At 76.6% G+C, this 18,783-nt stretch carries 16 protein-coding genes and 1 tRNA gene; 10 read left to right on the top strand and 7 right to left on the bottom strand.

The features are described 5' to 3' along the window. Positions 1–32: 32 nt before the first annotated feature. From Q0848_RS05265 to Q0848_RS05255, 3 genes are all read right to left on the bottom strand, one after another. On the bottom strand, positions 33–1,175 hold the full coding sequence (locus tag Q0848_RS05265) for a ribosome small subunit-dependent GTPase A (RefSeq protein ID WP_299035768.1): 1,143 nt from the start codon (positions 1,173–1,175) through the stop codon (positions 33–35). After that, positions 1,172–2,476, bottom strand: a complete 1,305-nt coding sequence (aroA, locus tag Q0848_RS05260) for a 3-phosphoshikimate 1-carboxyvinyltransferase (protein WP_299035766.1) — start codon at positions 2,474–2,476, stop codon at positions 1,172–1,174. Before aroA ends, Q0848_RS05265 begins: the two co-directional genes overlap by 4 nt. A gap of 148 nt (positions 2,477–2,624) precedes the next feature. After that, a complete protein-coding gene (locus Q0848_RS05255) occupies positions 2,625–3,170 on the bottom strand; it encodes a DoxX family protein (RefSeq protein ID WP_299035764.1) in 546 nt (181 codons plus the stop codon). A gap of 307 nt (positions 3,171–3,477) precedes the next feature. Between Q0848_RS05255 and Q0848_RS05250 the strand changes: the two genes are divergently transcribed. The 5 genes from Q0848_RS05250 to Q0848_RS05230 all read left to right on the top strand — a co-directional run bounded on the left by Q0848_RS05250 (position 3,478) and on the right by Q0848_RS05230 (position 7,264). Next, positions 3,478–4,179 (top strand): sigma-70 family RNA polymerase sigma factor, encoded by a 702-nt coding sequence (locus Q0848_RS05250; RefSeq protein WP_299035762.1) that lies wholly within the window; start codon positions 3,478–3,480, stop codon positions 4,177–4,179. Further along, positions 4,176–4,463 (top strand): mycothiol system anti-sigma-R factor, encoded by a 288-nt coding sequence (gene rsrA, locus Q0848_RS05245; protein WP_299035761.1) that lies wholly within the window; start codon positions 4,176–4,178, stop codon positions 4,461–4,463. Before Q0848_RS05250 ends, rsrA begins: the two co-directional genes overlap by 4 nt. Before the next feature lie 404 nt (positions 4,464–4,867). Beyond that, on the top strand, positions 4,868–5,086 hold the full coding sequence (locus tag Q0848_RS05240) for a biotin/lipoyl-binding carrier protein (RefSeq protein WP_299035760.1): 219 nt from the start codon (positions 4,868–4,870) through the stop codon (positions 5,084–5,086). A gap of 62 nt (positions 5,087–5,148) precedes the next feature. Further along, on the top strand, positions 5,149–6,264 hold the full coding sequence (locus tag Q0848_RS05235; RefSeq protein WP_299035758.1) for a type IV pilus twitching motility protein PilT: 1,116 nt from the start codon (positions 5,149–5,151) through the stop codon (positions 6,262–6,264). 67 nt (positions 6,265–6,331) lie between these two features. After that, entirely contained in the window at positions 6,332–7,264 is a 933-nt protein-coding gene (locus tag Q0848_RS05230) for a YhjD/YihY/BrkB family envelope integrity protein (RefSeq protein ID WP_299035756.1), read from the top strand. Between the two features lie 122 nt (positions 7,265–7,386). Here the strand turns inward: Q0848_RS05230 and Q0848_RS05225 are convergent, their stop codons facing one another. Continuing rightward, entirely contained in the window at positions 7,387–8,400 is a 1,014-nt protein-coding gene (locus Q0848_RS05225) for a glycerophosphodiester phosphodiesterase (RefSeq protein WP_299035755.1), read from the bottom strand. A gap of 272 nt (positions 8,401–8,672) precedes the next feature. On the opposite strand from Q0848_RS05225, the gene Q0848_RS05220 reads away from it, so the two are divergent. Next, positions 8,673–9,044, top strand: coding sequence for a hypothetical protein (locus Q0848_RS05220; RefSeq protein WP_299035753.1), 372 nt, complete (start codon positions 8,673–8,675; stop codon positions 9,042–9,044). A gap of 71 nt (positions 9,045–9,115) precedes the next feature. Next, on the top strand, positions 9,116–10,087 hold the full coding sequence (locus Q0848_RS05215; protein WP_299035751.1) for a zinc-binding dehydrogenase: 972 nt from the start codon (positions 9,116–9,118) through the stop codon (positions 10,085–10,087). A 102-nt stretch (positions 10,088–10,189) separates the two neighbouring features. Here the strand turns inward: Q0848_RS05215 and Q0848_RS05210 are convergent, their stop codons facing one another. Genes Q0848_RS05210 through Q0848_RS05200 form a run of 3 tightly spaced genes read right to left on the bottom strand, consistent with a single transcriptional unit; the run spans position 10,190 to position 15,035 of the window. Continuing rightward, complete coding sequence (locus Q0848_RS05210; RefSeq protein ID WP_299035749.1) at positions 10,190–10,819, bottom strand: GDSL-type esterase/lipase family protein; 630 nt, start codon at positions 10,817–10,819, stop codon at positions 10,190–10,192. Beyond that, complete coding sequence (locus Q0848_RS05205) at positions 10,816–11,034, bottom strand: DUF6104 family protein (RefSeq protein WP_299035747.1); 219 nt, start codon at positions 11,032–11,034, stop codon at positions 10,816–10,818. The genes Q0848_RS05210 and Q0848_RS05205 overlap by 4 nt, the downstream gene beginning before the upstream one ends. Before the next feature lie 59 nt (positions 11,035–11,093). After that, positions 11,094–15,035, bottom strand: coding sequence for a multifunctional oxoglutarate decarboxylase/oxoglutarate dehydrogenase thiamine pyrophosphate-binding subunit/dihydrolipoyllysine-residue succinyltransferase subunit (locus Q0848_RS05200; RefSeq protein ID WP_366146440.1), 3,942 nt, complete (start codon positions 15,033–15,035; stop codon positions 11,094–11,096). A gap of 314 nt (positions 15,036–15,349) precedes the next feature. On the opposite strand from Q0848_RS05200, the gene Q0848_RS05195 reads away from it, so the two are divergent. The 3 genes from Q0848_RS05195 to argS all read left to right on the top strand — a co-directional run bounded on the left by Q0848_RS05195 (position 15,350) and on the right by argS (position 18,778). Then, on the top strand, positions 15,350–16,801 hold the full coding sequence (locus Q0848_RS05195) for a GuaB1 family IMP dehydrogenase-related protein (RefSeq protein ID WP_299035744.1): 1,452 nt from the start codon (positions 15,350–15,352) through the stop codon (positions 16,799–16,801). Between the two features lie 78 nt (positions 16,802–16,879). Continuing rightward, a tRNA-Arg gene (locus tag Q0848_RS05190) sits at positions 16,880–16,954 on the top strand. 141 nt (positions 16,955–17,095) lie between these two features. Further along, entirely contained in the window at positions 17,096–18,778 is a 1,683-nt protein-coding gene (gene argS / locus Q0848_RS05185) for an arginine--tRNA ligase (RefSeq protein WP_299035742.1), read from the top strand. Positions 18,779–18,783: the final 5 nt, after the last annotated feature.

Raw genomic sequence — 18,783 nt, 5'->3', positions numbered from 1 at the left:
CGGACGCTACCGGCGCGGCGGGACGCCCGGGCTCAGGGCCGGGGTCGCCCTGCGTCCCGGGAGGCCTCGCGCGCGACGTCCCGCGCCGCGCCGATCGCGGTCTCCTCGCCGCTGCGGCTGCGCAGCAGCCGGCGCAGGGAGGCCAGCCGCGCCGGCCCGGCGTCCCCGGCGGCGCCCGAGGCGGCCCACGCGTCCAGGCCGCACTCCGGCTCGTCGTGGGTGCAGCCGCGGGGGCAGCCGTCGCTGCCCGGCTCGAGGTCGGGGAAGGCGGCCAGCAGCGAGGAGGGGCGCACGTGCGCCAGCCCGAACGAGCGCACGCCGGGTGTGTCGACGACCCAGCCCTGCGGCGGGCCTCCCGCGGGGTCGGGCGGCAGGCGCAGCGCGAGCGCCGACGACGACGTGTGGCGACCGCGGCCGGTGACGTCGTTGACGCGCCCGGTCGCCCGGTCCGCGTCGGGCACCAGGGCGTTGACGAGGGTCGACTTGCCGACGCCGGAGTGGCCGACCAGGACGGTCGTGCGCCCCCGCAGGCGCTCGCGCAGCGCGGCGAGGCCGGCGGCGTCGTGCCGCGGCGGCGGGGCGTCCGCCCCGGTCCCCGCGGGCTCGCCGTCGGCCCGGCGCAGGACCACGGCCGGGGTGTCCAGGGCGGCGTAGGCCGCGATGAGCGGTGCGGGGTCGGCGAGGTCGCCCTTGGTCACCACGAGCAGCGCGTCCATGCCCGCGTCGAGGGCGGCCACGAGGCACCGGTCCACGAGGCCGGTGCGGGGGGCGGGGTCGGCGGCGGCGACGACGACGGCGAGCTGGTCGGCGCCGGCGACGAGCACGCGCTCGACGGGGTCGTCGTCGTCCGCCGAGCGCCGCAGGACGGTGCGCCGCTCGTCGACGCGCACGACCCGCGCGAGCGTGTCCGGGGCCCCGGTCACGTCGCCCACGAGGTGCACGTGGTCCCCGACGACGACGCCCGTGCGGCCGAGCTCGCGGGACTTGACCGCGGTGACCTCGGTCTCGTCCGGCTCGTCCTCCCGGACGAGCACGGTCGAGCGGCCGCGGTCGACGGTCAGGACCCGGCCCGGGACGGCGTCGGCGTGCCGAGGTCGGTCCTTGGTGCGCGGCCGCGAGCCCCGCGGGTTCGGCCGCGTGCGGACGTCGTCCTCGTCCGGCGGGCGGCGGCTCACCGCGAGGCCGCCCCGGACGTGCCGGCGAGCATCCGCGCCCAGAGGTCGACGAAGCCCGGCAGGGTCTTGGCGGTGGTCTCCACGTCCTCGACGACGAGGTCGGGCACGCGCAGGCCCAGCACGGCGGCGGCCTGGGCGATGCGGTGGTCGGCGTAGGTGCGCACGAGGTCCCCGTGCAGCGGTCGGGGCCTGATGACCAGCCCGTCCTCGGTCTCCTCGGCCTGCCCGCCGAGGCGGTTCACCTCCCGCGCGAGCGCGGCCAGGCGGTCGGTCTCGTGCCCCCGCAGGTGGCCCACGCCCCGCAGGCGGGTGGGGGAGGAGGCGAGCGCGGCGAGGGCCACGACGACCGGCACGAGCTCGCCGGCCTCGTGCAGGTCGACGTCGACGCCGTAGAGGTCGCCGCCGCGCACGACGAGGCCCTCGCGGTCGAGGGAGACCTCGGCCCCCATCTCGTCGAGGAGGTCGCGCAGGACGTCCCCCGCCTGCGTCGTGTGCTGCGGCCACCCGAGCACCCGCACGCGGCCGCCGGTGACCGCCGCCGCCGCGAGGAAGGGCGCGGCGCTGGACAGGTCGGGCTCGACCTGCACGTCGAGGGCGGAGATCGGGCCGGGCGAGACGGCCCACGTGTCCGGCTCGGAGTCGTCGACGACGACGCCGACGTCGCGCAGGTTCTCCACGGTCATGGCGACGTGGGGCTGGCTCGGCAGCGGCGGACCGACGTGGCGCACGACCAGCCCCTCGGCGAAGCGCGGCGCGGCCAGGAGCAGACCGGAGACGAACTGGCTCGAGGCCGCCGCGTCGATCGTCACCGAGCCGCCGCGGACGGCCCCCCGCCCGCGCACGACGAGTGGCAGGGCGCCCCGACCGGCGTCGTCGACGTCGACGCCCAAGGCGCGCAGGGCGTCGACGACGGGAGCCATGGGGCGCTCGCGGGCCCGGGGGTCCCCGTCCAGCCGCACGTCGCCGTCCGCCAGCGCGGCGACCGGAGGGACGAAGCGCATGACCGTCCCGGCCAGGCCGACGTCGACCGCCCCGCCGCGGAGCACCTCGGCGGGGGTGACGTGCCAGTCCGGCTCCGGGCCTGCGCCGTCGACGTCCTCGACGCGCGCCCCGAGGGCCTCCAGCGCCGCCGCCATCAGCCGCGTGTCGCGCGAGCGCAGCGGGGCGCGCAGCCGGGACGGGCGGTCGGCGAGGGCTGCCAGGACGAGGTAGCGGTTGGTCAGCGACTTCGACCCGGGCAGCGAGACGACGGCGTCGACGGGTGCGGACGCCGTCGGCGCGGGCCACCGGGAGAGCTCCATGCCTCCAGCGTAGGCAGCGCGCGCCCCCGGCGGTCGAGCCGCCGCGCGCCGGTGCGGTCGCCGGCGGCCGCGCGCGGGCCCGGGACGACGACGGCCCGGCCCCCTGCAGGGGGCCGGGCCGCGCGGAGCCGGTGGTGCGGGGGAGCTGTCAGGCGCCGACCTTGCTGCCCACGCGGTGGCCGGCGAGGCGCGCCTCGCGCCCGACCGAGTGCGCGGCGTGCTGGGCCTCGCGGCGCGCGAGGCGCGCGGCGCGCGAGGCGTCCTTGGCGGCGCGGCGCCCGCGCCAGGTGAGGCCGGGGCGCCCCTCGGTGTCGACCACGGAGACCAGCGCCGCGCCGACCAGCCCGAGGTCCTTGAGGAAGAGGGTGCGCTGGGTCTTGCGCTCCTCGCCCTGGACCTTCCAGAAGGCGTGCTCGGCCACCGTGGAGGGGGCCATGCTGAGGGCCATCACGAGCGCGGAGGCGCGGGGCAGGCGGCCGAGGCCGAAGAGGAGGCCGGAGACGGCCATCGCGGCGCCGTCGACGCGCACGAGCTGGGCGGCGTCGCGGTCGCCGAGGCTGAGGGGCTCGCGCACCTTGTCCAGGACCGGGGTCCACGCCTGGGCGTGGTCGGGAGCGCGCCGGGCGAGCTGGACCCCCTGGTCGACGAAGGCGGCGGCGAGCAGCGGGCGGGCGAGTCGTCGCATGATCGTCATGGCGATGGTCTACCGCATCGGGGCTCTCGTGGCCACGCGGGAGCAGGGGGCCGGAGAGCGGCCGGGACGCGGGGCGGGGGCGCCGTCGCAGCCGGTCGGCGGGAACACTCCCGGCGCTGCCGCGTGTTGACGCCCGTGACACCGAGGGGCCCGGGCCCGCGCACCGACGCGGGAGACCGAGAGGCCCCCGAGGTCGCCGACGAGGAGGGACATGCTGGTCGTCCTGGAGATCCAGAGCAGCCGCGAGGCGCCGCTGCGCGCCGCCGCGGCGGGCGCTGCGACGCGACGCGGACTAGGCTCGCGCGCGATGGCAGACGAGAGCACCGCACCGACCGCCGGGGTCGTCCCCGGCCAGATCGACGACGCCCCCGAGGTCGAGGTCGGCGAGGGCACCGGCGAGGACTCCTCCCGGGTGCCCGAGGAGGAGACGCAGCAGCAGCGCGTGGCCCGCTTCGAGGCCGAGGCGCTGCAGCACCTGGACCAGCTCTACTCGGCGGCCATGCGCATGACGCGCAACCCCGCGGACGCCGAGGACCTGGTGCAGGAGGCCTTCACCAAGGCCTTCGCGTCGTTCCACCAGTACCGCCCGGGCACGAACCTCAAGGCCTGGCTGTACCGGATCCTCACCAACACCTACATCAACACCTACCGCAAGAAGCAGCGGCAGCCGCAGCAGTCCCACTCCGAGGACGTCGAGGACTGGCAGCTCGCGCGGGCGGAGTCGCACACCTCGAGCGGACTGCGCTCCGCGGAGACGGACGCCCTGGACCACCTGCCGGACTCCGACGTGAAGGAGGCCCTCCAGCAGATCCCGGAGGACTTCCGCATCGCGGTGTACCTCGCGGACGTGGAGGGCTTCGCCTACAAGGAGATCGCCGAGATCATGGGCACGCCCATCGGCACCGTGATGTCGCGGCTGCACCGGGGCCGCCGCCAGCTGCGGGAGCTCCTCTCCGACTACGCCCGCGACCGCGGCGTCTCCGCGGCGCGGCAGGGGGCCGACGCATGAGCGCGCCGGGCCGCGACGCGGCGGGCCGCAGCGGCGGGCGCGAGACGGACTGCGAGGACGTCGTGGACCGCCTCTACGCGTTCCTCGACCACGAGCTCTCGACGGCCGACGACATCGACGTCGGCCGCATCCAGCGGCACCTGGACGAGTGCGCCCCGTGCCTGCGGGAGCGCGACGTGGAGGTCGTCGTCCGCGAGGTGGTGCGGCGGGCCTGCGCCAGCGACTCCGCCCCCGACACGCTGCGCGTGCGCATCCTCACGCAGATCACGCAGGTGCGCTCCTGACCCGGAGCCTCCCGCACGACGACGGGCCCCGCACCACCTGAGGTGGTGCGGGGCCCGTCGTCGCGAACGGCTGCTCGGGGCTCCGGAGCCCTGAGGTCAGCTGTTCGGGCGGTTGCCGTGGTTGGCGCTGCTCTTCTTGCGCGAGCGGCGCTTGCGGGCGCGCTTGCTCATGCCGCCTCCTCGTCGTCGTCCGTCCCCGCGGGGTCGCGGGCCGCTCGATGGTCCCACAGCCCCCGCGGCGCGGTCCGCGCGTCCGCGGCGGGGAACCGGGACCGCGTCTCGGGGCCACCGGAGACCGGGCCACCGGAGACCGGGCCACCGCGGACCGGGCGACCGGAGCGGGCACCGGGCGAGGTGCGGCCCGTCGCCGTCCGGTCGGGCGCGCGCGTGGTTCGATCAGCGGCGTGGAGAGCGTCCGGGCGGAGATGGTGGCAGGGGTGCTCAGCCTCGCGGTGGGGGTCGGCGACGACGTCGAGGCGGGGCAGACCCTCCTCCTGCTCGAGTCGATGAAGATGGAGATCCCCGTGGTCCCCGAGGGGCCCGGACGCGTCGTGCGCATCGCGGTGGGTCCCGGGGACGTCGTGCAGGAGGGTGACCTCCTCGTGGTCCTCGGGGAGGCGTAGCGCGCCGCAGCCCCTCCGCGCCGGCCCTCCAGGCGGGGCGCTCCCGTGCCGATGCTGCGGGCGTGACGATCTCCGCCGAGACCCCGGAGACCGCGGCCGAGGACCTCTCCGTGTGGCCCTTCCTGCGTGCGCTGTGCGACCTGCAGGGGTCGGACCTGCACTGCAAGGTCGGGTCGCCGCCGAGGGTTCGCATCGACGGGCGCCTGCGCCGGCTGCAGTTCCGCGACCTCACCTTCGCGGACATGGAGGGGCTGCTGCGCCAGGTGATGCGCGAGGACGCCCGGGAGCGCTTCGCGCAGGCCCTCGAGTCGGACTTCGCCTACTCGGTGCCCGGCCTGGGGCGCTTCCGGGTCAACGCCTTCCGCGCGCGCGGCTCCGTGGGGCTCGTCATCCGGCGGGTCTCGGTCGGCGCCGTGCCGCTCGCCGACCTCGGGCTCCCCGCGGTCGTGGGCACCCTGGCGCTCGAGCCGCGCGGCCTCGTGCTCGTCACCGGTCCCACCGGGTCCGGCAAGACCACCACGCTGGCCGGGATGGTCGACCACGTCAACACCCACCGCGAGGTGCACCTGCTGACGATCGAGGACCCCATCGAGGTCCTCCACCAGGACAAGCTCGCGATGATCAACCAGCGCGAGCTCGGCCTGGACACGCCCAGCTTCGCCAGCGCGCTGCGCGCCGCGATGCGCCAGGACCCCGACGTCGTGCTCGTCGGCGAGATGCGCGACGCCGACACGGTCCGCGCGGCGCTGGCGGCCGCCGAGACGGGGCACTTCGTCCTGAGCACCCTGCACACGACGGACGCCACCGAGACGGTCGCCCGCATCATCGACTTCTTCCCCCACCACGAGCAGCAGCAGGTGCGCCTGTCGCTCGCCGGCTCGCTGCGCGGCATCGTCTGCCAGCGGCTCGTGCCGCGCGCCGACGGGCAGGGCCGCGCCGTCACCGTCGAGGTCTGCGTGGGGACCGGCCGGGTGGCCGACGCCGTCGCCGACCCGGAGAAGACGGCGACGATCGCGGACCTCGTCTCGGACGGGGGCTTCTACGGCATGCAGTCCTTCGACCAGCACCTCGTGCAGCTCTACCGCGAGGGCGTCGTCGGGCTCGAGGACGCCATGGCCGCGGCGACCCGGCCGCACGACCTCACGGTCGAGCTCCGCCGCCTCGGCCTCGTGGCCTGAGGCCGGCCGGCCCGGGAGTGACGGGGGAGGTCCTGCGGCGCGCTCCCGCCGTGACAGGCTCCTGGCCGTGAGCGCAGCCGCCGACCGTCGCCCGGGCGGCGAGCTCGCCCGCCGGGAGGTCCTGCGACGCCTGCCCCGGCGCACGCGCTCGCTCCTGCGGCGCCGCGAGCTCCCGCTGACGGCGGCGGGCCTGACCTTCTACGGAGCGCTCGCCGCGGTGCCGTCGGTGCTCATCGCCGTCCGCGTGGCCGGCTGGCTCGTCGGCGACCAGCGCGTGCTCGGGCTGGGGGACTCCCTCGAGGCCGCCCTGCCCTCCGCGATGTCGGCCGACGTGGTCGCCCGCTCGGTCGTCGTCTACGGCCTGGGCGTCTCGTGGCCGGTCGTCCTCTTCAGCCTCTTCCCGGCGAGCCTCTACGGCGAGGGCCTGCGCCGCGCCTACCAGGCGCTCGGCGACGGCGCCCCCGCCGGCGGGGCTCGCGCGGAGGACGGCGAGCGGGAGCCGGCGGGACGTCAGGACGGACGGCCCAGGCGGTGGCTGCGCCGGCTGGGTCCGGGCTGGCGCGCGCGGGGAGCGGTGCTGCCGGTGCTCGCCGCGGCCCCCCTGCTGCTGCTCGTGGTCCTCGGGGTGAGCCCCCTCGTGGCCGACCTCTTCGCCCGCGGCGCCGGGGGCACGGCGCTCGGGGTCTACGTGTCCCTCAACGTCGACTGGGTCGTCATCTCGCTGCCGCTGGCCTGGTCCTTCCGCACGGTCGCGACCCAGCACCTGTCGTGGCGGGCCGCCCTCGCCGGAGGGTTCGCCACCGGGGCCTTCGTCGCCGGCTTCGTCCAGGGCATCGTCCTGTTCGTCGCCCTGCCCGTGGACATCGGCGCGCCCTTCGGGGGGTCGCAGGCGGTCGGCGGCGTCGTGGCGGCCCTGCTCTGGCTGTGGCTGCTGCACGTGGTGGTGCTCGTCGGCTTCGCCGCGACGCTCTCCGCCGTGCGCCTGCGCCACGGGCTCTGACCCGGCCCGTCCCTCCTCGGCGCCGCCGCCGGGCGCGTCAGCTCCCGGGGCGGGTCAGCTCCCGGGGCGGGTCAGCGGGCGGGGCGGGTCAGCGGGCGGGGCGGGTCAGCGGGCGGGGCGGGTCAGCGGGCGTCGGTGGGCGGAGCCGCTGCGCTGCTCGGCCGCCGGGGAGCGGGCACGGGCACCCGCCCCTCCACCCAGCCGAGCATGCGGTCGGGGCGGTTGGTGATGATCCCGTCGACGCCCTCTGCCTCCAGCCGCGCCCAGCGGGCGGCGTCGTCCACGGTCCAGACCCAGACCGCCGCGCCGAGCCGGTGGAGCCGCTCCACCAGGGACGGGTCCGCCAGGACCTCGTCGACGCCGGGGTTGACGGCCGACAGGCCGAGGTCGCGGACGAGCCGGGTCACCTCGGCGGTGTCCGCGGGGTCGACGGCGCCCCGCGCGCGGAGCAGGAGCCCCAGCGCGAGGTCGGGGGCGACGGCGGCGCAGGCGGCGACCGTCAGGGGGTCGAAGGACTGCAGGACGACGCGCTCGCCGAGGGCGAGGTCGCGCACCGCCGCGGCGACGTCCCCGGCCTCCGCAGCCGACCAGCGCCCCTTCAGCTCCAGCAGCAGGTGGGTCTCGGGGTGGGTGGCCGCCCACTCCAGGAGCTCGCCCAGCCGCGGCACGCGGGCTCCGCAGAAGCCGGGGGAGAACCAGGAGCCCGCGTCGAGGGCGGCGACGTCGGCGGCCGAGGAGACGGCGAGCGCCCCGGCGCCGTCGGTGGTGCGCTCGAGCCCCTCGTCGTGCAGGACGACGGCCACCCCGTCGCGGGTGCGCCGCAGGTCCGTCTCGATCCAGGGGGCGCCGGCGCGGCGCGCGGCCTCGAAGGCGGCGAGCGTGTTCTCCGGCGCGGTGGAGGAGCTGCCGCGGTGGGCCACGACGGCCGGCGGCGCCCCGGGAGCCCTGCGCAGCAGCGGGAGCGGGCCCCGGGCGGCGCGGCCGCCGGACGCCCCCGGGAGGGCGGTCGGCGGGAGGCCGACCTCGGCCGGCACCACGTCGAGGCCGCCCGGTGCGCGGCTGTCCTGCTCGCGCGTCGGGTCGGGCGCGTCGAGGCTGGCGGTGAGTGGTGCGGGACTGCGACGTCGCGTCGTCATCCTCAGGCTCCCGGCCGGGGTCGCCCGCCGGAGCGGACGCTGTCGGAGCACGACGGTAGGCGCTCATCCCGGCCGCGCCCAGCCGACATCCCGTCCAGCGCCAGTCCTCCCAGGACCTTCACCGGAACGCCACCGGCAGGACGCCCCCCGGTCGTCGGGGCAGCGGCTGGGGCCCTCGCGCGGCGGCCGTCGCGGCAGGATGTCCGCGCCGGGTCCCCGCGCCGCGCGTCCGACCGGACGCCCGCCGCCCGGTGCCGCAGGAGGAGGTGCGCATGACCGTCGCACGACCGGACCGCGAGGACGTCTCGGCGCAGGAGGAGGCGCTGGCGGGTGCCCGAGCAGCGCTCGCGTCCGCGGTCGAGCACCTGGCCGCCGTCTCGCGCACCGAGGCGCGGGGCCGCGCCGACGACCGCCTCGACGCCGTCGCGGCGGAGGCCGACGCGCTGCGCCGGACCCTGCGCTCCCGGGCGCGCCGCCCGCCGGCGCCGGACACGGCGCCCCTCGCCGGGGCGGTCTCCTCGGCCGAGAGGCGGGCCGCGCGCTCGGACGAGTGGGACGACGCCGTGCGCGCCGTGCGCGGGGCCGAGGCGGACCTGGACGTCGCCGCCGTGGACCTCGCCGCGGCCCGGGGCGAGGACGTCTGACCGCACCGGGCGGCGGCCGGCACCTCGCCGGAGGCGGTGCGGTGGGAGCTCGGTGGGCCTAGCGTGCGGACGTGCTGGCCGCCTTCGTGACGCAGACGTCCCCGACCGACCCCCTGTCCTGCCTGCAGGTGGGGGAGCGGCCCCGCCCCGAGGCGCCCGAGGGGTGGGTGCGCGTGCGGCTGGAGGCCGCGAGCCTGAACCACCACGACCTCTGGAGCCTGCGCGGCGTCGGCCTGCCCGACGAGCGGCTCCCCATGGTCCTCGGCTGCGACGGCGCCGGCGTCGACGAGGACGGCCGCGACGTGCTCGTGCACGCGGTCGTCACGACGCCGGGCTGGACGGGCGACGAGACGCTCGACCCGGGGCGCTCGCTGCTGTCCGAGCGGTACGCCGGGACGCTCGCCGAGGAGGTGGTCGTGCCGGCGCGCAACGTGGTGCCGCGCCCGCCCGAGCTGTCCGCCGTCGAGGCCGCGTGCCTGCCCACCGCGTGGCTGACCGCCTACCGCATGCTCGTCACGCAGTCCGGCGCCGCCCCCGGGTCGACGGTGCTGGTGCAGGGCGCCGGCGGAGGGGTCGCCACGGCCCTGGTCGTGCTCGGTCGTGCCGCGGGCTACCGCGTGTGGGTGACCAGCCGCAGCGAGGCCAAGCGCGAGCGCGCCCTCGCGCTCGGGGCGCACGCCGCCTTCGCGGCGGGGGAGCGGCTGCCGGGCAAGGTCGACGCGGTGATGGAGACGGTCGGCGAGGCCACCTGGGCGCACTCCCTGCGGGCGCTGCGCCCGGGCGGCACGGTCGTCGTGGCCGGCGCGACGTCCGGCCCGGCCCCGAGCGCCGAGCTCCAGCGCGTCTTCTTCCTCGGCCTGCGCGTCGTCGGCACGACCATGGGCACCCGGGACGAGCTCGTCCGCCTCCTGGACCTGCTCGTGGCCACCGGCGCGCGCCCGGTCGTGGACCGGGAGCTGCCGCTGGAGCGGGCGGCCGAGGGCCTGGCCGCCATGGAGGCGGGCGAGCTGTTCGGCAAGGTCGTCCTGCGCCCGGCGGGCTGACACCGCTCCTCGCGCCGAGCGGACCCACCACCAGGTTCGGCCCTGCCCCTCCTCGAGCAGGGGCAGGGCCGTCCGTCGTCCGGGGCGACCGGGCGCCGCGGGTCAGCTCTCGTCGGGCAGGCCGAGCCAGGGGCGCCAGCCCCCGTGCAGCACCAGCCACGCGAGCAGGCCGTAGCCGGCCTGGCCCGGGTGCACGCCGTCCCCGGCGGCGAGGTCGGCGTGCCACTGCTCGTGCTGCACCAGCGGGTCGAAGCAGTCGACGTAGCGCACGGCTCGGCGGGAGCAGACGTCGGCGAAGGCGTCGGCGAGCTCGGCGACGTCGTCGTTGCGCGCGGAGTCGAGCCCCGGGGGCGGTCCGACGACGAGGACGGGCAGGCCCCGGGAGGCGGCCTCGTCGACCACGTTGGCGAGGTTGAGGCGGCTGCGCGCCATCGTGAGCCCCGCCTCGAGGTCCGCGCTGCCGAGGCCGACGACGAGGCGGTTCTCCGCGCCGGGGGCGAAGCGCCGCGAGCTCTCCGCGACCCAGCGCTCGAGCAGCCCCGAGGTGCCCTCGTCGGGCACGCCGAGGGGGAAGACGGTGGTGGGCCCGTCGTCGTCGGGCGTGCGGGCGGCGACGCGACCCGTCCAGCCCATGGCGCGGGGGTCGCCGACCCCGGCGACGAGCGCGTCTCCGAGGACGCAGACGCGGCGACCCGGCGGCAGGCCCTGGTGCTCGGGGGGTGCGGTGCTCACGCGTCCTCGCTGTCGTCGGTCTCGTCGCGGTCGTGGTCGAGGCGCGCCGGCCGGGTGGCCGGGCGCTCGACCGGGGTCTCGTGCTCGGGGTGGACGTCCGCGGACGTCCGGAGCTGCTCGGCGGGCCGGGCGAGGCCAGTCCGCTCCTCGTCCCGCCGCCCCACCGGCTGCTGGGTGCCGCGGTCGGTGGGGTGCATCCCCCCATCGAAGTGCATGCGGGGACCTCCGCGCACCAGCCCCCACCGCGCGGGCGGCGGCTGGTGCGCGGGCGTCGTCAGCGCGCGAAGGCGCGCTCGACGAGGTCGGCCTGCTCGGCCGCGTGCTTGCGGCTCGAGCCGGTGGAGGGGGCGGCCGACGCGGGCCGGGTCACCGGCCGGATGCTCCGGCTCAGCTTCGGCGCCACGTCGAGGGCCACGAAGGGCCACGCACCCTGGTTGGCGGGCTCCTCCTGGACCCACACGACCTCCGCGTCGCCGAAGGGCTCCAGCGCGGCGCGGTAGGCGTCCACGTCCACGGGGTGGAGCTGCTCGACCCGCACGATCGCGACCCGGGCGTCCTCGCGCTTGGCGCGGGCGGCCTCCAGGTCCCAGGAGACCTTGCCGCTGCACAGCAGCACGCGGTCCACCTGCTCGGGCGAGCCGAGCAGGCCGCCGTCGGGGACCACGGGCAGGAACGAGCCCTGCGTGAAGTCCTCCACCGAGCTGGCCGCCGCCTTGAGCCGCAGCATCGACTTCGGGGTGAAGACGACGAGCGGCCGCCGGGGGCGGGCGTAGGCCTGCCGGCGCAGCAGGTGGAAGTAGGACGCCGGCGACGACGGGACGGCGACCGTCATGTTGTCCTGCGCGCACATCTGCAGGAAGCGCTCGATGCGACCGGAGGAGTGGTCCGGCCCCTGGCCCTCGTAGCCGTGGGGGAGCAGCAGCACGACCGACGAGCGCTGGCCCCACTTCTGCTCGGAGCAGGAGATGAACTCGTCGACGATCGACTGCGCCCCGTTCGCGAAGTCGCCGAACTGCGCCTCCCACAGCACCAGGGCGTCCGGGCGCTCGACGGAGTACCCGTACTCGAAGCCCATCGCCGCGAACTCGCTGAGCAGGGAGTCGTAGACCCAGAACCGCGCCTGGTCCTCCGTGAGGTTGGACAGCGGCGTCCACTCGCGACCGGTCTCCCGGTCGTGGAGGACGGCGTGGCGCTGGGTGAACGTGCCGCGGCGGGAGTCCTGGCCGGCCAGGCGGACGGGGACGCCCTCCATCAGCAGGGAGCCGAAGGCGAGCAGCTCGCCGTAGCCCCAGTCGACGCCGCCCTCGCGGGACATCTGCTCGCGCTTGTCGAGCAGCGCGCGCAGCTTCGGGTGGACGGTGAAGCCCTCGGGCGGGCTGGTGTGGACCGCGCCGATGTGCGCCAGCACGGAGGCGTCCACGGCGGTGGAGTCGGCCGTGACCACCCGGTCGTCCTGCTGGGCGGCGGGACGCTCGAGGCCGCCCGGGCCGTCGTGGCCGTCGTCGGCGCGGCTGCCGCCCTCGGACGGCGTCTCCTTGGTCTCGGCGAACGCCCGCTCGAGCTCGCCCTGGTAGTCCCGCGCGGCCTGGTCGACGTCCTCGACCGTGATGTCGCCGCGACCGATCAGGCCCTCGGTGTACAGCTTGCGGACGCTGCGCTTGGCCTCGATCAGGCTGTACATCAGCGGCTGCGTCATCGAGGGGTCGTCGCCCTCGTTGTGACCGCGACGCCGGTAGCAGACCAGGTCGATGACGACGTCCTTCTCGAACTCCTCCCGGAAGGCGAAGGCCAGCCGGGCGGCGCGCACGCACGCCTCGGGGTCGTCGCCGTTCACGTGCAGGATCGGCGCCTGGATCATGCGCCCGACGTCGGTCGAGTAGTACGAGGAGCGCGAGCTCGCCGGCGCCGTGGTGAAGCCGACCTGGTTGTTGATGACGACGTGGACGGTGCCGCCCGTCCGGTAGCCCCGCAGCTGCGAGAGGTTGAGCGTCTCGGCGACGACGCCCTGGCCCGCGAACGCCGCGTCGCCGTGCAGGAGCACGGGCAGGACGGGGAAGGCCTTGCCGCCCAGGTCGATCCGGTCCTGCTTGGCGCGGGCGATGCCCTCCAGGACGGGGTCGACGGCCTCCAGGTGCGAGGGGTTCGCCGCGAGGTAGACCTTCGTCGAGGCGCCCGTGGCCGCGGTGAAGCGCCCCTCGGTGCCCAGGTGGTACTTCACGTCGCCCGAGCCCTGCACGCTGCCCGGGACGGCGCTGCCCTCGAACTCCCGGAACACCTGCCCGTAGCTCTTGCCGGCGATGTTGGTCAGCACGTTGAGCCGGCCGCGGTGGGACATGCCGATGCACACCTCGTCGTGGCCGGCCTCGGCGGCGTCCGACAGCAGCGCGTCGAGCAGCGGGATGACCGACTCACCGCCCTCGAGGCTGAAGCGCTTCTGGCCGACGAACTTCGTCTGCAGGAAGGTCTCGAAGGCCTCGGCGGCGTTGAGGCGGCCGAGGATGCGCAGCTGCACCTCGCGGTCGGGCTTGGCGTACGGCTTCTCGACGTGGTCCTGGATCCAGGCCCGCTGCTCGGGGTCCTGGATGTGCATGTACTCGATGCCCGTGGTGCGGCAGTAGGAGTCGCGCAGGACGCCGAGGATGTTGCGCAGCTTCATGGGCTGGCCGTCGCCGAAGCCCCCCGTGGGGAACTCGCGGTCCAGGTCCCACAGCGTCAGGCCGTGCGTCTGCACGTCCAGGTCCGGGTGCCGGCGCTGGCGGTACTCCAGCGGGTCGGTGTCGGCCATGAGGTGGCCGCGCACGCGGTAGGCGTGGATGAGCTCGACGACCCGGCTGACGCGCCCGACGTCGTCCTGGCCCCGGATCGAGGTGTCCTGGACCCAGCGGACGGGCTCGTAGGGGATGTGCAGCGCGGAGAAGACGCGGTCGTAGAAGCCGTCCAGCCCGAGCAGCTTCTGGTGGACCACGCGGAGGAACTCCCCGGACTGCGCGCCCTGGATGATCCGGTGGTCGTAGGTCGAGGTCAGCGTCATGACCTTGCTGACGCCGAGCCGGGCGATCGTGTCCTCCGAGGCGCCCTGGTACTCGGCCGGGTAGTCCATCGCGCCGACGCCGATGATGGCGCCCTGGCCCTTGACCAGCCGGGGCACCGAGTGGACGGTCCCGATGGTGCCGGGGTTGGTGAGCGTCATGGTGACCCCGGCGAAGTCCTTGACGCCCAGCTTCCCCTGGCGCGCGCGGCGGACGACGTCCTCGTAGGCGGCCCAGAACTGCGCGAAGTCCATGGTCTCGGCCGGGGCGACCGCGGGGACCATGAGCTGGCGCGTGCCGTCGTCCTTGGGCAGGTCGATGGCGATGCCCAGGCCCACGTGCGCGGGGCTGACGACGGCCGGCTTGCCGTCCTCGACGGTGTAGGCGGCGTTCATCGCCGGCATCTCGGCCAGCGCCTCGACGAGCGCGTAGCCGATGAGGTGGGTGAAGGAGACCTTGCCGCCGCGGGCGCGGGCGAGGTTGGAGTTGATGACGATGCGGTTGTCGATGAGCGCCTTGGCGGGCACGGCGCGCACGCTCGTGGCCGTGGGGACCTCGAGGCTGGCCTCCATGTTGGCGACCACGCGCGCGGCCGGGCCGCGCAGCCGAACGACCTCGTCCTCGCGCTCGGCGTCCGCGGCGGGGCTCAGGGGCTTCGTCGCGGGCGCGCCGCGGCCGTCGCGCGTCTCGCGCGAGGACGGCGTCGTGCCCGGCTCGGAGGCGGGGGTCGCGCGCCGGCGCGCAGGAGCCGACCCCTCGGCGGGGGCCTGCTCGGCGGCGCGCTCGGGGGCGGCGGGCGCCGAGGCCGACGGGCGGTGGCGCTCGGGGGAGCGGGTCGAGGGCTCCTCGGCGGAGGCGCCCGGCGTCGCGGGGGCGGGCCCGGGGGCGTCGGCGCCCGCCGCCTCCTCGGCGGCCGAGGGAGCCGCGGACGGGGAGGGGGCCGGGGCGGAGGACGGGCCGGCGTCCTCGCCGCGGTCGGCCCCCTGGGCCCCACCGGCTGCCGCGCCGTCGCTCCGGGCGCCGTCGCCCCCGGTCGCCCCGTCGGGCTCCGGGGAGGCGCCGGGGGTGTAGTCCTCGAAGAAGTCCCGCCAGGCCGGGTCCACGGACTCGCGGTCCTCCAGGTAGCGCTCGTGCAGCTCGTCGACCAGCCAGGCGTTGGGGCCGAAGCCGGAGGCGCTGCCCGGGATGGCGTCGGGGCCCTCGTCGCCGGGCCCTGCGGAGCCTCGTCCTGCGCTGGTCGTCTCCTGCTGGGACACGGTCGGGATCGCCCTCTTCCACGGGTGGGTGCGCGGGTGTCGCGCGCAGCGCCGGGACCCCCGGTGCCGCGCGGACCTGCGCGTGCGTCGGCAGGGGAAGCGTAGTGCCTGCCCCCTGCGCCGCCGCTCGTCGGCGCGGGCCCGGCGCGGCCCGTGAGACCTGCGTCACACGGCTGGCGGGCGGCCGTCGCGGGCTGCGCGCGGGCGTCGGCGCGGCGCGGCGCGGCGCCGTAGGCTCGCCGCCCGTGCGCTTCCTCGACGGCTCGGCTCCCGGTCACGACCTGACCTACAACGACGTCTTCCTCGTCCCGGCCCGGTCGGGGGTGGCCTCGCGGACCGAGGTCGACCTGCGCACCGACGACGGCGTCGGGACGACGATCCCGGTCGTCGTGGCCAACATGACGGCCGTCTCCGGCCGCCGCATGGCCGAGACGGTGGCTCGGCGCGGCGGCCTGTCCGTCATCCCCCAGGACGTGCCGCTCGACGTCGTGGCGGACGTCGTCTCCTGGGTGAAGGCGCGCAGCACCGTGCTCGAGACGCCCATCGTCGCGGCACCGGGGGACCGGGTCGTCGACGCGCTGCACCTGCTGCCCAAGCGCGCGCACGGCGCCCTCGTCGTGGTCGACGCCGAGCGCCGCCCGGTCGGCGTGGTGACCGCCTCCGACTGCGAGGGCGTCGACCGGTTCACCTCGCTGTCCGCGGTGATGACGACCTCCCCGCTGGTGCTCGACGCCGACGAGGTCGAGGCCCCGGGCGGCCTGGACCGCGCCTTCGAGGTGCTCGACGGCGCGCGCCGCTGGTTCGCGCCCGTGGTGCGCGACGGCGTCCTCGCCGGGGCGATGACCCGCCTGGGGTGCATCCGCTCGGCCCTCTACGCGCCGGCGGTCGACGACGGCGGCCGGCTGCGCGTCGGCGCCGCCGTGGGCGTCACCGGGGACGTCGCGGGCAGCGCCGCGTCGCTGCTGGCCGCGGGCGTCGACGTCCTCGTCGTCGACACCGCGCACGGGCACCAGGAGCGGATGGTCGACGCGCTGCGGGCCGTGCGGGCGCTCGACCCCCGGGTGCCGGTCGTCGCGGGCAACGTGGTCACCGCCGAGGGCGTGCGCGACCTCGTCGAGGCGGGCGCCGACGTCGTCAAGGTGGGCGTCGGGCCGGGCGCCATGTGCACGACGCGGATGATGACCGGCGTCGGCCGGCCCCAGTTCTCCGCCGTCCTGGAGTGCGCGGCGGCGGCCCGCGAGCTCGGGGCCTCGGTGTGGGCCGACGGCGGCGTGCGCCACCCGCGCGACCTCGCCCTGGCGCTCGCCGCCGGCGCCAGCTCGGTGATGGTCGGCTCCTGGTTCGCGGGGACGCACGAGAGCCCCGGCGACCTGCTCGTCGACGAGCGGGGACGCAGCTACAAGGAGAGCTTCGGCATGGCCTCCAAGCGCGCCGTCGCCCACCGGACCCGCGAGGAGTCCTCGCTGGACCGCGCGCGCAAGGCCCTGTTCGAGGAGGGCATCTCCAGCTCGCGGATGCTGCTGGACCCCGCGCGCCCGGGCGTGGAGGACCTGCTCGACTCGATCACGTCGGGCATCCGCAGCGCGTGCACCTACGCGGGGGCCCGCACCCTGCCCGAGCTGCACGAGCGGGCCGTGGTCGGCGTCCAGTCGCCGTCCGGCTACGAGGAGGGCCGCCCGCTGCCGTCGGGCTGGTGATGCGCCCCCCGGGGGCGGCGGCGTCCGCCCCGCCGCCCCGGGTGGGGTAGTCTCGCCGCCGTTCCCAGGGTCCACGAGGCCCCCGTAGCTCAGGGGATAGAGCACCGCCCTCCGGAGGCGGGGGCGCAGGTTCGAATCCTGCCGGGGGCACCACGCCAGAGCCGCACCTGCACCTGCAGGTGCGGCTCTCGTCGTCCCGCCCCCTGGCCGTGCGGGAGTCCCGCTCCTCGGGCGCCGTCCGGCCGCCGGGGCGGGGACGGACCGACGGGCCCGGCTCTCCTAGACTCCTCCGCCGTGACTCCCGCCGAGCTGTCCGCCGCGATCCGCCGCTGCCTCGTCGAGGCGGTCGAGTCCGGTGAGCCGGCGCTGGGCTCGCTGGGCGTCGCCGACCTCCCCGACGACGTGCGCGTCGAGCGCCCCCGCAGCCGCGAGCACGGGGACTGGGCGACCAACGTGGCGCTGCAGCTGGCGAAGCCCGCCGGTGCGCGCCCCCGCGACCTCGCCACCGCTCTCGCCGCCCGCCTGGGTCGGGTCGACGGCGTCAGCGCGGTCGACGTGGCGGGTCCGGGCTTCCTCAACGTGACCCTGGACGCCTCGGCGGCGGGCGTGCTCGCCCGCACCGTGGTCGAGGCCGGCGCCGCATACGGCACGAGCGACCGGCGGGCCGGCCAGCGCGTCAACCTGGAGTTCGTCTCGGCCAACCCGACCGGGCCCATCCACCTCGGCGGCACGCGCTGGGCCGCCGTCGGCGACGCGCTGGCCCGGGTGCTGCAGGCGACGGGCGCCGAGGTCGTGCGCGAGTACTACTTCAACGACCACGGCGCCCAGATCGACCGCTTCGCCCGCAGCCTGATGGCCCGCGCGGCCGGCCGGCCGGCGCCGGAGGACGGCTACGGCGGCGCGTACGTCGGGGAGATCGCCGAGCGCGTCCTCGCCGACGCCGCGGCCCGGGGCCAGGACGTCATGGCGCTGCCCGAGGCGCAGGCGCAGGAGGTCTTCCGCCACGACGGCGTCGAGCTGATGTTCGCCGAGATCCGCCGGGACCTGCAGGAGTTCGGCGTCGAGTTCGACGTCTGGTTCCACGAGGACTCCCTGCACGCCTCCGGCGCCGTGACGGCGGCCGTGGAGGAGCTGCGCGCCTCGGGGAGCCTCTACGAGGCCGACGGCGCCTGGTGGCTGCGCTCGACCGACCACGGCGACGACAAGGACCGCGTGGTCATCAAGTCGGACGGCCAGCCGGCCTACATCGCCGGCGACCTCGCCTACTTCAAGGACAAGCGCGCCCGCGGCGCGGACCTGTGCGTCTACATGCTCGGCGCCGACCACCACGGCTACGTCGCGCGCCTGAAGGCGGCGGCGGCGGCGTTCGGCGACGACCCGGCGTCCGTCGAGGTGCTCATCGGGCAGATGGTGAACCTCGTCCGCGACGGCCAGCCGCTGCGCATGAGCAAGCGCAACGGCACGGTCGTGACCATGCAGGACCTGGTGGAGGCCGTGGGCGTGGACGCCGCGCGGTACTCGCTGAGCCGCAGCCCGATCGACTCGATGATCGACATCGACCTCGACGTGCTGACCCGGCGCACCACCGAGAACCCGGTCTTCTACGTGCAGTACGCCCACGCCCGCACGTGCGGCGTCGCCCGCAACGCCGAGGCGGCCGGGGTGCGCCGCGAGGACGGCTTCGACCCCTCGCTGCTGACCCACCCGACCGAGTCGGCGGTCCTCGCCGCGCTGGGGGAGCACCCGCGGGTGGTCGAGCAGGCCGCCGAGCTGCGCGAGCCGCACCGGGTGGCCCGCCACCTGGAGGTCCTCGCCGGCACCTTCCACAAGTGGTACGACGAGTGCCGCGTGGCGCCGCTGGGCGAGGAGCCGGTGGAGGACGTCCACCGCACGCGCCTGTGGCTGGCCGAGGCCGTCCGCACCGTCCTGGCGTCGGGTCTCGACCTGGTGGGCGTGAGCGCCCCGGAGCGGATGTGAGCCCC

The organism is uncultured Pseudokineococcus sp., from assembly GCF_947495735.1.
GTDB lineage: Bacteria > Actinomycetota > Actinomycetes > Actinomycetales > Quadrisphaeraceae > Pseudokineococcus.
Note: the sequence above shows the minus strand (reverse complement) of the source record. Positions and strands in the feature narration are given on the sequence as shown.

Bases quoted from the DNA above. Each gene is read 5' to 3' on its own strand.
- aroA (WP_299035766.1), bottom strand. From the start codon at position 2,476: ATGGAGCTCTCCCGGTGGCCCGCGCCGACGGCGTCCGCACCCGTCGAC.
- Q0848_RS05255 (WP_299035764.1), bottom strand. From the start codon at position 3,170: ATGACGATCATGCGACGACTCGCCCGCCCGCTGCTCGCCGCCGCCTTC.
- Q0848_RS05250 (WP_299035762.1), top strand. From the start codon at position 3,478: ATGGCAGACGAGAGCACCGCACCGACCGCCGGGGTCGTCCCCGGCCAG.
- rsrA (WP_299035761.1), top strand. From the start codon at position 4,176: ATGAGCGCGCCGGGCCGCGACGCGGCGGGCCGCAGCGGCGGGCGCGAG.
- Q0848_RS05225 (WP_299035755.1), bottom strand. From the start codon at position 8,400: ATGACGACGCGACGTCGCAGTCCCGCACCACTCACCGCCAGCCTCGAC.
- Q0848_RS05220 (WP_299035753.1), top strand. From the start codon at position 8,673: ATGACCGTCGCACGACCGGACCGCGAGGACGTCTCGGCGCAGGAGGAG.
- Q0848_RS05205 (WP_299035747.1), bottom strand. From the start codon at position 11,034: ATGCACTTCGATGGGGGGATGCACCCCACCGACCGCGGCACCCAGCAG.